General features: G+C 36.1%; 10 protein-coding genes. 4 read left to right on the top strand and 6 right to left on the bottom strand.

Translation table 11 applies throughout. From position 1 onward, the window contains the following. Window positions 1–129: 129 nt before the first annotated feature. Complete coding sequence (locus CH361_RS18375) at window positions 130–1,851, bottom strand: alpha/beta fold hydrolase (RefSeq protein WP_100792313.1); 1,722 nt, start codon at window positions 1,849–1,851, stop codon at window positions 130–132. Between the two features lie 169 nt (window positions 1,852–2,020). Here CH361_RS18375 and CH361_RS18370 point away from each other — a divergent pair, with 169 nt between their 5' ends. Next, on the top strand, window positions 2,021–3,115 hold the full coding sequence (locus CH361_RS18370) for a helix-turn-helix domain-containing protein (protein WP_100792287.1): 1,095 nt from the start codon (window positions 2,021–2,023) through the stop codon (window positions 3,113–3,115). A gap of 70 nt (window positions 3,116–3,185) precedes the next feature. On the opposite strand, the gene CH361_RS18365 is transcribed toward CH361_RS18370, so the two are convergent. The 4 genes from CH361_RS18365 to CH361_RS18350 form a co-directional block, all read right to left on the bottom strand. After that, on the bottom strand, window positions 3,186–6,557 hold the full coding sequence (locus tag CH361_RS18365; protein WP_100792286.1) for a hypothetical protein: 3,372 nt from the start codon (window positions 6,555–6,557) through the stop codon (window positions 3,186–3,188). After that, window positions 6,554–7,519: a hypothetical protein gene (locus tag CH361_RS18360; protein WP_100792285.1), complete on the bottom strand. Its 966-nt coding sequence runs from the start codon at window positions 7,517–7,519 to the stop codon at window positions 6,554–6,556. The genes CH361_RS18365 and CH361_RS18360 overlap by 4 nt, the downstream gene beginning before the upstream one ends. A 302-nt stretch (window positions 7,520–7,821) precedes the next feature. Next, a complete protein-coding gene (locus tag CH361_RS18355; RefSeq protein ID WP_100792284.1) occupies window positions 7,822–8,733 on the bottom strand; it encodes a Rieske 2Fe-2S domain-containing protein in 912 nt (303 codons plus the stop codon). Then, window positions 8,733–9,698, bottom strand: coding sequence for a hypothetical protein (locus CH361_RS18350; protein ID WP_100792283.1), 966 nt, complete (start codon window positions 9,696–9,698; stop codon window positions 8,733–8,735). Before CH361_RS18350 ends, CH361_RS18355 begins: the two co-directional genes overlap by 1 nt. Window positions 9,699–9,775: 77 nt before the next feature. On the opposite strand from CH361_RS18350, the gene CH361_RS19915 reads away from it, so the two are divergent. Next, the gene (locus CH361_RS19915; RefSeq protein WP_167880103.1) at window positions 9,776–10,414 is read left to right on the top strand and encodes a phosphatase PAP2 family protein; all 639 of its coding nucleotides are present in this window, start codon (window positions 9,776–9,778) and stop codon (window positions 10,412–10,414) included. On the opposite strand, the gene CH361_RS18340 is transcribed toward CH361_RS19915, so the two are convergent. After that, window positions 10,352–11,182 (bottom strand): fatty acid desaturase family protein, encoded by an 831-nt coding sequence (locus CH361_RS18340; protein WP_165782284.1) that lies wholly within the window; start codon window positions 11,180–11,182, stop codon window positions 10,352–10,354. The two genes, CH361_RS19915 and CH361_RS18340, sit on opposite strands and share 63 nt — an antisense overlap. Before the next feature lie 122 nt (window positions 11,183–11,304). On the opposite strand from CH361_RS18340, the gene CH361_RS18335 reads away from it, so the two are divergent. Both CH361_RS18335 and CH361_RS18330 read left to right on the top strand, forming a co-directional pair. Then, window positions 11,305–11,892, top strand: a complete 588-nt coding sequence (locus tag CH361_RS18335) for a YybH family protein (RefSeq protein ID WP_100792280.1) — start codon at window positions 11,305–11,307, stop codon at window positions 11,890–11,892. Between the two features lie 4 nt (window positions 11,893–11,896). After that, window positions 11,897–13,234 (top strand): B12-binding domain-containing radical SAM protein, encoded by a 1,338-nt coding sequence (locus tag CH361_RS18330; protein WP_100792312.1) that lies wholly within the window; start codon window positions 11,897–11,899, stop codon window positions 13,232–13,234. The last annotated feature ends 4 nt before the right edge of the window (window positions 13,235–13,238 follow it).

The raw sequence follows: 13,238 nt of genomic DNA, 5'->3' as shown, positions 1-13,238 counted from the left end.
ATCTTTCGCGTCTGCGAAAGGATTTCCGCTACTATCCGGGGCGCGAGTATTCGACATTTGTTAGTAAAGAAAGGGAGAGGGTATCCTCTCCCAATTAGAAAGCTAACAATTTATAGGTGAAATTTTCTCTTATTCACTTTCGAAACGAAGAGTCGAAGCTGTTGTCGTACTGTGTTTAAAAGTAGTTGTGTAAAGAGAAACTGGTTTTGGTACTGCATACATAGGATCAATGTTGTCAATCGCTAAAGCTAGGCGACTACCCACAGGGAAGTCGTGTGCAACTGCTTGCAAATCAACATTTAAGTCTGTGTCTTTTCCTTTCACACCAAATAGGGTGGCAGTTCCATGAGAAATCAATTTTCCTGTCCCCCAGAAATCAACTTCATACAAATATACAACTACATGAGGGGCATTGTCTGAACTATTGATTCGACCTTTGTAAAAAGTACGCCCGCGTATCTTGAGGATATTTGTCAATGGATCAGAAATATAAACCATTGCATTCGTACGATCAATTAAGTTGACATTGGTAGTGACAGGTACAGATACTGCCCCGTCCAAAATTTCGGAAAGAAGAGGAACCCCTGTTGTTGCACTTGTTCCTCCAGAAAGGATGGTGTCATTTCCATTACTTGTATTGGTAGTGGTTGTAATTTTACCAGGAGAAAGAAGACCCATAGGTCTTAGATGGTAAGTTCGTTCCACTTTATTTGGGTTTGGCCAAGTTGCGTATGTAACTCTAGAAGAAGAAAACCGTTTTTGAATGGAAACTTTCGGTTTCGTCATAATTCCATTTTGGACTCCTTTTAACCAATAATCAAACCAGTCATAAGCGTTCGTCCAAACATAGTTTTCGATTCCAAGAATTCCACCCACTTCTGCAGTTGCATGAATTCCATTATTCAAATCCAATTTCTTAGGTACGGTTAATTGTTCAAAATAGGGAAGGATTTGGTTCGGTTGGAAAAGATTGTCTTGTGAGTTATTGGAAATATACACTGGTTTACCAGATGCATTTAAGGCAGCAACAGCACTGTTCGGTGATCTTTCACTTGCCCAAGCCAAAACTGTTGCAACATCTCTTGTATCAAGAAGTTTCCCAAAGTTTTCCGCGATGATTGGATCCATTCTTCCTGTGATATAACCTGCAGTGACTAAAAGTAATCCCCATACAAGTCTAGGAGTTTGATTCCCGTACAATGAGTCCGGTAAACTTCCCCATCCACTCATAGCAACGGCAGTTTTGATTCTTGGTTCTTTGCTAAGACCAAGAAGAGAAATCCCCGCACCGTAAGAAATTCCCGCAATACCAATGTTTGCTTGGTTGACCGGAGCGTTTGCTAATAGAAAATCAATTCCTTTAGAAAGATCTTGCATATCTTTAGGACCTGCAACATTGATAAGTCCGCCAGAAGTTCCAAACCCTCTCGTATTGTAACTAAATACAACATAACCTTTTTTTGCAAGTTTGGCTGCGGGAACAATGTATTCGTATTCATTGAGTGCCCAACTATTGACAAAGATTACGGCAGGGAAGGGGCCAGTTCCTGATTTGGGAACAAAAAGGTTTCCTGTGATTTTGACACCATCGTTACTTAAAAACGAGATGTTATCATTGAAGGTGAAACTTCCATCATTTTCCTTTGCAAATGCAGATTGAATGTCTCTGGATTGAGCTGCATTGCTGAGTTGGAGGGCTTCTGGTGAAGCTGATGTGGAAGAGTTAGTTCCGTTTAACAAACCGAGTACGGCTGTGCTGTCTTTCGAATTTTGGTTTCCGTTTTGTCCGCAGGCCACAGCGAGGAAGATCCCAAGTGGCAAAAGCAGACGGTAGATTTTTTGCTTTTTCATAATTCGCCTCTGAATTGACCCAAATTTACCATGAATGCGTCCAATTGGCGTCCAAGATGGCAATTCTGGACGAATTTTTAGGTCTAATATCATCATTTTGTACTAATTCTTTGTACGAAGACCTCCCAAAGTGTTGACGAAAGCGTGCATCTTGTCCGATTTTTGCTAGATGTTCGAGTTCTTTGGTTCGTGGCTCCAGTTTGGTGCCTGGTATCATTTCATATTAGGAATTGGAATTCTCGTGAAAGAGAAAGGTTCCAAAGGTTTCCCCTTTGCTGTAGTGGCTGCCTTTTCTGGTGGGATTTTGATTTTTTATGCCTACCGTCTTTATGTTGGATACGAATTCGAAACTCCGCTACTGAATCATGGTTATGTGCCCATTATCTTTCTCATACCTGGAAGTATGCAGTATACAATTGAACAATTTCTCAGTTCAGAGCCGGTCCCCTTGGGTGGACTCAAAAGGTTATATCCTACTTTGATTGTGGTTTTATTACTTCTTTTTTTACAATGGACGGCGCCGCATCTTCTTTCACAATCCATGAACCAAAGTTTTGCGGGAGCACCATTCTCTGTTCCCGAAATGATTTCCGCCATTGGTTGTATTTACTGGATAGGTACTTTTGTTTTGATGATTTATCAGTATAGAATGATCCTCTATCGGAATCCAAACAAAGAAGCAAAACTGGGTGTACAAGTTTTAGGAATGATTTTAAAAGGTAATATTACTTTTGCTAGTTTTATCTTTCTAAGTACTTTTCTTCGTTGGCATTCTGGAATTTATTTTACTGCGGGGCTTGCTACCCTTATGGCAGTTGTTGCTTTTATTGGAACAGAAATCAATCATCAATTGTTTAAGGATCTACTCCCAGAACTTCGCCAATCTTATCGAACTTCTCGGATTCTAAACTTAAATTTAGAAAAACTAAAACATGATTTGGATACCTTATTCAATGTAAATTATGTGTACCGCACAGAGGATTTAAATTTAGCAAATCTTGCCGAACAGCTGGGAATTAAAGATTACCAACTCAGTGAATATATAAATGCATATTTAGGTATGAACTTTAATCGACTTGTAAATGAATATCGGATTGCAGAGATTTGCCATTTGATTGAAGAAAACCCAAAAGCCAACTTACTCTCACTTGCTTACCAAGTGGGTTTTAATTCCAAAGCAAATTTTAATTTAGCATTTAAATCTTTAAAAAAAATGTCACCCAGTGATTACGCAAAGTCAGTGGGGAAAAAACAACCTGCTTAAATCAATTGTCATCCAAACCAAACTCTCATAAAGACTTAGCCTGGATGACTTAAAGTGAATTTGTCTGGCGTTACTTCTTTCCTTTCGGTTTTTTCTTAGAAACCGTATAACCTAAAATATGTGCCATATCCCAAACCATTTTCAAATGTTTGTTTGCACTAGTAATACTAGATTCTGTTTTTGAATCTTGTAATACAGAATGGAGATGAAATTCGCTCGTTCCAAACCGAATGACATCTGGAGTCAAATGAATCCAAGTATGCCAACCATACTCTCTTTGTTCTGGGTAAAAAGTGAGAAGAATCCCCGGATCTTTGATTTCTGGCATATCAGGTAGTTCCTTATCTAATTTCCTTCTTGCTGCCATATCCAACATTGTCCTTGTTTCGGAACTTGTTTTTGTTTTTTTCCAGTGTGATTGGATAGAATCATCTCCTTTTTTGCCGAACCATCTCCAAAGGAGTGGCAGACGAAGCCCTAAAGCTTCTTCATAAATACTGGAGTCGTATGCATCCTGATTTGTCATACTTAAGCGTTGTGTAATCACCGCAGAAATTGTATCAAACGAAGAATCACCATCTAACAAAAACAATCGGGCAGTTAGTAAATCCGTCCATACATACCAATCGGGAGTAGGTTGTTCTAGTAGAGTTTTAATTTCGCTCGCATCCATTTTGAGAACTTTGTTCCATTTGATAGATTCAGGTTCCATCACTCGCATAAATTGTAATAAATAGGACTTCCAAGAAGGAGCCGCATAAGGCAGTTGGAAAATTTCCAGAAAGTAAGGGAATACACCGCTACCTTGAATGAAAAGTGCTTTGATTGCTTCCCATCTGTCGTAGGATCCTGAGTATTTATATTCATCGATTGAATATCGTAGTGACTCAACAAGCCAAGGCCCCCCATAACGGATGACATCTTCATGTTTGTACTTTTCCTCACGAATTTTCTCAAATACATGTTGGATGCTATGTTTTTCCGGATGAAGGATTGCTTCCGGTAACGATGATTTACTTTTCCTTGCAAGTGAGGATGCATATTCATCTGAGGAATCAAAATCTGGTGCTTCCTCCCCCGTTAAAGTGAGCCATGCTCTCCTTGCTTCGACTTCAATATAACTCCAAGAATAATCAACCATCGGATTTGGGTCTGCATAGATATGATACCAAAGATAGTCTTTGAACTTATGTAATTCTAGTTTCCTGATACAGCGAATGATCCCATACACTCGAACCTGGTCGCCACGATTTCCTAAAATTCGCTCTGCAAATTTTGAATATTCCTGATTGTCTGGTTCTAATCGTAATAATCCTGCAACATAACATGCTTTTAAATCAATGGCAATTCCTGGATAAGCAGACTCATCGATTTTAGAAAAGAATTCATGTAGTTCTAGTTTTGCTTTATCTGGTTCCATCTTCGCCCAAGCTAATGCCGCTTCTGATGCATTGATGATGGAACTGAGTTCTAAATAAGCTCCTCGATCCCTTCCTTTCATTTGAAAACTTTTTCTTACATAATTAGCAATGAGTTCGGTATGTTCTTTTAAGTCTAAATGAGCGCAGACAGCAAAAGCATTCCCTGCACTGATTCCAAAATATCCAAAATGATCTTTATAAGTAAAAAGTTTTTGAATTAGTTTTACTGAAACTTCATCTAAAGTTAAAATTCGTTCCTGTAATGCTTGGTTTAGATGGGTGTAAACAGTAAACATATTGTTTAGGGTAGGTCCTTCTTTTTGGACTTTTTCTCTAATTTCTTTTACGTTATCTAAAGTTTCAAATGTTCGCCACGCTGCTTCAGCTAAAATGGATATTGATTCGGCATGGTTGCTATTGATCAATGCCTCCACCACATACTCCATTCTAGGGTCGTCTTGTTTGAGTTTTTTTACAGATTCCTTAAGAGAAACCATTGCATAATCATCATCTAACATTCCTATTGTTTTGGTGATACCACAATAAGCTTTTTTATTTTCTGCATCGTATTTTAAACCTTGTCGAAATGCAGCATTGATGGCTAGGGAAAGTCGTTTGTCTAGTTTCTCTTGGCTGTATGGCCAAGTATTGTAAGCACTGTCAGTTCTTTCGCGGAAATAATCTTCGATGAGGTTTTTTAGATCTTTATCCTTTTTTGCGATTTCTTTCAAAATGATATCGTGGGTCGCTACATCTTCTGGATATTCTTCTATCAGTTTGAACAAATTTTCTTCTGTTTTTAACCTAGATTCTAATTCTTTTTTGGAAATGGTTTTTAAATCAGATAATCCTAAACTATCATTATAAATTTTTATGTTCTTTGGTTCAATTTGTTTTGGATCAGCATTTGCAAATGTTTGTGTTCTAATTTTTTCTACTTTTTCAGAAGGAAGGTTAAAGAGAGTTTTAGATTGATTATCTAAATAATTAAGGATGTGCCCACTTAGTGCGGTAATGATCTTTCCTTTTGATTTACTTGCCAGTTTGATTGTTTCACGACAAGCTTCTTCATTTTTGAAATAGAAATGATGAAGGATCCAATAAGCTGCTAAGTTAGGATGATTTTTTATATCTGTTTTTTCTTCTTCCCAAAGTGCATAGGAAGGTGCATCTGCAAGTTTTTCTGTAAATGCATACGCAGGATCTCCATAACTATGTCCAAGTAACCAAGAAGATCTTTCAAACATATCTAAAGAGTTGTTGTAAATCGGTTTGTTTTTATAGGCTTTCCCTGCTTCTTTCTCAAAAGCTTTAATGACACTTTCTTTGATTTGGGAGGTCAAAATGGGTTCTTTTTCTTTTTTATCCGTAGTTTCTTCTTCGAATTCTTCCTCATCATCATCTTCGTAACCTTCGTTAGATTCATTATCCCAGTTTTCGGCAATGAAATGACTAATGGAATAATATGGCAGGTTTTCTAATTCTCCAATCTCATGATTGTAATAATTAACCTCGATGGATTCCTTTTCGTTTGGTAGAAGATTAATCCAGGAGGTATCTCCTCCTCCATCAGAGGCAAACGCATAAGAGCCATTAAGTAAAAACATTAACCCGCTATATGATCCTACTAACCAACGGAGCGCCTCTTCTGGATCTTTTAGTTTTACGAGTTTTTCTATTGATGAAATTGCATAGTCAAATCCGCCGTCTTCGTCCATCTCCTCTTCTTCCGCTGAGTGATGATCAATCATATTCCAGACATCTGCGACTTCATATAGAACGGATCTATATGCTTTTTTTAAATTTTCCCATTCTAGGATTTCTTTTCCTGGCCTAAATCCGTAAATGGTTTCAAACTCTTTTAAAAAACTCTGGTCCAATCTGTTTTTATTTTTTTCTGCTGCTTTGGAAAATTTATCTTTTAAGGATTGAAAAACCAACATACGATCAATAATGATTTCTTTTAAATTTCCAAAATAGAAGTCTTCTTTTTCTAGTTTGAGTTTAGTGTTTTGTTTCATAGGGCCAATTCCTTACTTAAAATATGAAATGATTCTGAACCATGTTTGCCAGAGATTTTAAACCAGTAGTCCCCCGAATTATCCTTTTCGAATTGGAGAACATTTAGTTCCGGTGTGATTTGGTGGTATAGAGGATGAGGTGTTAGAGTTAATGTATCCAAATTAAAATCCAACAGATGTTTCTTTGATGGATTTTTGTTTCTTTCTTTCAATAGTAAGGTCAAGTTGGAATCATTTTCGATGGAGATATCGATAAACTCCAAATAGGATCCGAAGTAAGATTTCATCGTCTCATCATATAAATCTAAAGTATGTTTGAGGTTTCCATCTTTATCCCTAACTTCTAATTTAGAATCGGAATATAAAAATATTTTATCGGAACTCACTTCTATATTCATTGGAGCACCACTTGTGGAAAATTCTGAGATGAACTTCCCATCTAAACCAAGGATGTAAGCTACTTCCAAATTATTTTCTGTAACCAAAACCCTGTTGCCGACTTGTTTTAAGTTTCTTAAGTTTTCGAATTCTATTTTTGAATTTAAGAGCTCCCAACTAGATCCATCCCATCGATATATCTGCCTTCGTCCGGCTGTATTTGCAAATATCACATACGTGTATAGGCCAATGGTTAATATTTGGTATGGTGCGGGGTTTTGTAATTTTGGTGCAGGCAAATTAAAAAATTTATCCTCATTAAAGTAAACCACTGAATCCGAAGATCCAAACGAGACACTGTCTTGATTGGAATGAAAAGGGTTATCACTAGCCAAATAAAATCCCACAGGGAATTCGAAACGTGTGATTTGGGTTCCATCGTTTTTATAGAGGATGGGGCTTTGGTTCCAAGATCCAATCCAAATATTGCCGTGAGTGTCACGTTCGAAAAGTATTCTTTCGAATCCTGTGATGATAGACTCTTTCTTTATATTTTCAGTTATCTTAATATTGATCTCTTGCATTTTGGTTTTCAAAAAAACTTTTAATGCAAATTGAAAACTATACTTGATTAGGCAATTTATTTTTTATTTTAGCAATTTTGAATGTATCTGCCATGAATATTACTACAATCATTTATCTTTCGTCTTGATATTCATATGGTGGATATTCGGTATTTAGAATCTGTATAGTATCATAGAATTCTTTAAGACAAATAATGAAAATAAAGATAAATTATTTGGGAAATGTGAAGGCGATAGTTGTTATTGTATTGGCCTAGGAAATTAAGGAAAAGATTGATAGCTATAGAAGTTCTTAAACATTATCAACATGATTTGTCGATCGTTTTTATATAACTGCCAATCACTTTTAAAATTGGATCATTTTTTAAATTATTTTGATTTAAAATCATTCCTTCTAATGGCTTTATATCAGCAAATAGAAATCTTTGAAATAAATAACGGGCAAAAAACATTCGGATCGTATTTAGCAAAGGTAAACTTTTTTTCTGAACGAATACACCTGAGATTTGAGTTTCTTTGGAAAATGGATTGAGAGATAATAACAATTGGCTCTTAATCTTTCCTAAGTCAGATTCTACAGTAAAAAGCAAACCTTGGTAACATCGAATGGTTACTTGGATTTTATTTTTGGAAATCCATTTCATGAGGAGATCTGATAACTTCTTTCCAATCACTTGAGAAGTATAACGAAGTTCTATTACTTTTGTTTTTTTATTCCAAATGATTTCTGGTTTTTTAATGAGCTTTCGTTTATGAACAAATTCTAAATGGATGGGATCGAACGCGTTTACTAGAATTCCTTTCCAATTTGTCGATACTGTCTTTTGTGGGAATGTTTGGTACATTTGTTTATTAGTTGGTATGAGGTCCAGTGTTGGAAAACTAGAATTCGGCGTTAATCCGATATATACAAATATAGATCCAAAAGTTTCTTTGGTGGAAAACTTCTTTTGTTTGTATTGCCCTATTGTTGATGAATTTGATATCCCTTCTGAATCAAAACAAAGATGATGGAGAGGACAAACAATTCCTGAGGTTGACCAACTAGCATTTTTGAGATGAGCTCCAAGATGAGAACAAATCCCTTCAAGAGCAATGACTTCGTTCGTTTGGTTTCGAAAAAGAATGAGTTCTTGTGTTTCAGTTGAAAACGGGAGTATTTTCCCGATAGGTAAATCTTTGGAAGAACAGACCAAATACCAAGTTTCTTGCATTAAATCCAACCTTTATAGATTGCATGAAAGATTTGATGAAAAACATTTGAAATTTTTGGAGATCTAAAGTAATGGTCTGTTCCCCAAACAGGGATAATGTGAGAATCTGGTATGATTGCATCTAAAAGTAGGGTGACCCCATCGTTGGGCCCGAAAGAAGATAAATATTTGTAACGGCTTCGGATTGTACCCTTTAGGTGGGATTCGATAGGAAATCCAACGACTGATACTGTCTTTAAGTTTTTTGGAAGAGAGAATGGTTTATTTAGATCATTTGGCTGGAGTGAAAAATCAGATACAAATTCCAACGGAATCCCAACTACATTTAACAATGATTTGCTAAAAAAATTTTTTAATTTTGAATTTCCGACAAAACGTTCGACTAAATGTAACCCTTTATGAATTCCACCAACAGATACCCATAATTTAATTCGAGGACTTAATTCTGGATATTTCTCTAAAAACATTCTGAAATCGGATCCACCCTTACTAAAAGAAAAAACATACAAAGGCTCCTTCTCTTTAGCAATTGTTTCATAAATTATTTTGACATTGTCGTTGATTTTACCTTTGCTTTGCACTGGTATTTTTAGAGTCTCTAATCCAAATTTTTTAGCAATGGACAAAACAAGTGAACCGTCACCTGCATACTCAGGCAATTCTTCATAAAGACCAGCCGGAACTGCTAAAACCTTACCTTTAATTTTCCCAAATTTCCCTGACTCTGGAGAAAAAGAATAAAGTTGTTTGTAAAATGAAGGAACACCGGACCGGTTTAAAATCAAATCATAGAGAAATGCCGTCGCCAAATCAATTCCATGTGATTTCTGTATTTCGATTAATTGGTCTGCTCCGATATCTTGAAAAGTAATATTTGGTAGAATTGATTTCGCTTTTAGGAATAGATCTGTTTCATCCAAAACAGTTGATGGGATTTCTTTTTGGAGAAGGCGAATCAAAGACATAAACCGAATTTACCAAAAGAAAATGGTTCGTCGAGAGAAATAAAATTCAAAAGAATGTGAAACTAATCCATTTAACTATGAAGATTCCGAACCGTGACGAATGTTTTTATTTCTTTTCGCATTTATTTGTACTCACAATTTTATTTTGTATTTTTTACGGGACTACAAATTATCTGGCATCTCAAAGAACTGATCATTTAGAATTGTATCTGAACTTTGAAAAAAATATTCCATTCTTTCCTTCTTGGATCTTAATATATTTTTCGATAAACTTAATTTTTTTTCTTCCTCTTTTCTATTTGCATCCGATGGAAATGCGCCTTCTTAGTATTTGTTTTTCTTTGATTACAATTGTTGCTTCTATTTGCTTTATTCTACTACCTGCACGTTTGGGATATCTTAAGCCTATGTCTTTTTCTATCTTTCATTCCATATACCAATTTCTGTATACAATAGAATATCCACATAATTTATTTCCTTCCTTACATGTATCTTATTCCGCTTTGATCTTTCGGTTTTTATTCCCTAAAGCAAAAAGAAAAGAGAAATTCTTATTCATCGTTTGGTTTATATTGTTGGTTCTTTCTGTACTTTTTACCCATCAACACCATATCTTCGATATCTTCAGTGGTCTTTTACTTACTTATCTGGTTTTAAAACTGGCGTTCTACGGGGAGAGGAAGGGGTGGCGGTTCTTTAGAATGGACAGGGCCTAACCACATCTTCCAATATTGTTTCAAATATGATATATCTGTTTTTCTTTTTTTCCCAAGTCTTGGCAAAAGAGTCCAGGGGAACTCTGGATGTTCATGATGTTCTCTATCCCAATTCCCATTTAATAAAAGTAATTCATGCCATCTTGATGTCTCTAGATTAAAAGCACCCTCTACCACCTTCCTTTGAGTATAGGCGTGAGTGATGTATTGCCTAGTTGACCAATTGATCGCAAAACAAAAGTAAAGGATGACAATACCCGTTGGGTGAATCAGCCCACTGTAAAAAAGAATACTCCAAATCAATATGTAGGTTGTAGTCTCCCATCTAATTTTTGGAATATCAGAAGGTACTAGATCTTCTAACATTACCATAGTGCTTTTACGGTTCTTAAAAACTTTCCAATTTCGAGCATTGGGGAATAAAGCCACCAAAACATTCCCAAGTACAGCACTAGGCCAAAAAAAACCTGTTAGTATCGAGTACCATTGCAGGTATTTGATCATTCGATTATCATTTTTTGTGATCAAATCAAAGGACTCATAAATAGTTCTGTTACAGGCATGGTGTTTGGAATGGGTTACTCGGACCAGAGTATAGGAAATAGGGAATAAAAAGCCAGCAAGACGACCACCGAAAGCATTGAGTTTTGGATTTTTGTGGTAATTTCCATGTGCCGCTTCGTGTAAAAGAGCGTAATTAGTTAACAATAGAAAGGAGAGGGAAACCAAACATATAATTGTTTGGTGGTTCAGGGATGTAGATCTCAAAAATACAAATACGGATACATAAGAAAGATATATTAGGATTTGGATGACAAAATTTATTCTTCCTGGAATCAGATTTCTTATCTTGACAAAAGTTTTAATAGGTGATCCTCTCTAAAATCCGTATGAAACTTATCAAAATTTTCCTACTTTTTCCAATCATTTTTCTATCATCTTCGCATTTAATTGCAGAAGATCCTGTTCATAATGAATTGCGAAAGTTCAAAATAGAATTGGAATCAGCAATGGAGGCAAAAGATATTTCAAAAATTCTTCCTTTTGTTCATCCAAATGCGGTGATCACTTTCGCCAATGCGGAAGCCGTTCGAGGGCCTGAAGGAGTCGCCAAATACTTAAAACGAATGTTGGATGGTCCAAACAAAGTAGTAAACAAATTTGGAACTAAAATCAATGTGGATGAGTTAACTATTTTATATGGAGGAGGGACTGTAGGAATATCCTTTGGTGGCTCTGATGATTATTTTGAGTTAACTGATGGAATTTCATTTCATTCGAAGAGTAGATGGACTGCCACTCTGGTAAAAGAAAAAGGAAAGTGGCTAATAGCATCCGCTCATGTTTCTATGAATTTATTTGATAATCCTCTTTTATCAGCCGCTAAGAATTCTATTTATTGGATTGCAGGGTTTACCCTTATCATTGGTTTATTTTTAGGAATTGGTATCGGGAGATTCATTTTCAAAAAAGGTTAACCCATTGCACTCATTTAAAATCGCACTGATTTCTCCCAAAGGTCCTTTATATAGACACCGAACAGGAATTTTTCGGAAGGACCTTCGTGCAGCTCCTCTTACCCTAACAACCCTTGCTGCTTTGGTTCCCAATACGTTGGGGGCAGAAGTAAAAATATACGATGAAGGGATAGAAGATCTTCCTGCAAACATTGATGCTGACCTCATTGGAATGACCGTCATCACAGGTAGTGCCCCTAGAAGTTATGAATTGGCAGAAAAGTTTAGAAACCAAGGAAAGACAGTTATATTAGGTGGTCCACATGTTACTTTATTAGCGGAAGAAGCAAAAAAACATGCGGATTCAATTGTAACTGGTTATGCGGAGGAGTCCTGGCCAGAACTTTTATATGACTTTCAAAATCAAAACTTAAAAAAACATTATGTTATGTCTGCTTCCTTTTCTCTAGAAAAGAAAGAGAACCTTCCATTTCCCAAACGAGAACTTCTTCGCCAAAAAAGTTACAAAACTCTTAACACTTTTGAGGCCACAAGAGGTTGCATTCATAACTGCGAATTTTGTGTAGTTCCTGTTGCTTGGGGAAGAAGACCATTCCAAAAACCCATAGAACATATAGTTGAAGATATAAAACAAAGAAAAGCAAAACAAGTTTTGTTTTACGATTTAAATTTAATTGCTGATAAGGAATATGCAAAGGAACTTTTTAAGGCTTTAATCCCTTTGAAAATCTATTGGGTTGGGCTATCGACCACTCTCATTGGTAGAGATGATGAACTTTTTGAACTTTTAGTGAGAAGCGGATGCAAAGGACTTCTGATCGGATTCGAAAGTATTTCAAAAACAACATTAAGATCTACTAAAAAATCTTTTAACGATCCCGATGGGTATTCAGAACTCATTCGTAAATTACGAAATGTTGGAATTATCATCAATGGAACTTTTGTATTTGGCAATGACGATGATGACATTTCGACCTTTGATGCAGTTCGCGACTTTGTAATCGAAAACAAAATAGGACTTCCTCGTTTTTCAATTCTAACACCCTTTCCAGGAACTCCCTTATTCCAACGTCTGGAAAAAGAGAATCGGATTATTGATAGAGATTGGAGTAAATACGATGGACAACACATTGTTTTTCAACCAAAACAAATGACCCCAGACCAATTACAATTTGGCCATGAAAGAGTATGGAAAGAAGTTTATTCTATAAAGGGCATTGGGAAAAGAGCAATAGGCAATTTCACCAGCATTTTCCCAATTGTACTCGCTGCCAACTCAGCTTATCGATATTATGCGAATAATCTTTCTAAATTCTATACCTGTCGTGGAGGAATTGTTTGAGGTT

Origin of the sequence: Leptospira brenneri (genome assembly GCF_002812125.1) — a bacterium.
Taxonomy (GTDB): domain Bacteria; phylum Spirochaetota; class Leptospiria; order Leptospirales; family Leptospiraceae; genus Leptospira_A; species Leptospira_A brenneri.
The sequence above is the reverse complement of the archived record's forward strand: the minus strand, read 5'-3'. Positions and strand labels throughout refer to the sequence as shown.

Excerpts from the sequence above, each read along its gene's own strand:
- CH361_RS18375 (WP_100792313.1), bottom strand. The coding sequence starts at position 1,851 with ATGAAAAAGCAAAAAATCTACCGTCTGCTTTTGCCACTTGGGATCTTC.
- CH361_RS18370 (WP_100792287.1), top strand. The coding sequence starts at position 2,021 with ATGTTCGAGTTCTTTGGTTCGTGGCTCCAGTTTGGTGCCTGGTATCAT.
- CH361_RS18365 (WP_100792286.1), bottom strand. The coding sequence starts at position 6,557 with ATGAAACAAAACACTAAACTCAAACTAGAAAAAGAAGACTTCTATTTT.
- CH361_RS18360 (WP_100792285.1), bottom strand. The coding sequence starts at position 7,519 with ATGCAAGAGATCAATATTAAGATAACTGAAAATATAAAGAAAGAGTCT.
- CH361_RS18355 (WP_100792284.1), bottom strand. The coding sequence starts at position 8,733 with ATGCAAGAAACTTGGTATTTGGTCTGTTCTTCCAAAGATTTACCTATC.
- CH361_RS18350 (WP_100792283.1), bottom strand. The coding sequence starts at position 9,698 with ATGTCTTTGATTCGCCTTCTCCAAAAAGAAATCCCATCAACTGTTTTG.
- CH361_RS19915 (WP_167880103.1), top strand. The coding sequence starts at position 9,776 with ATGAAGATTCCGAACCGTGACGAATGTTTTTATTTCTTTTCGCATTTA.
- CH361_RS18335 (WP_100792280.1), top strand. The coding sequence starts at position 11,305 with ATGAAACTTATCAAAATTTTCCTACTTTTTCCAATCATTTTTCTATCA.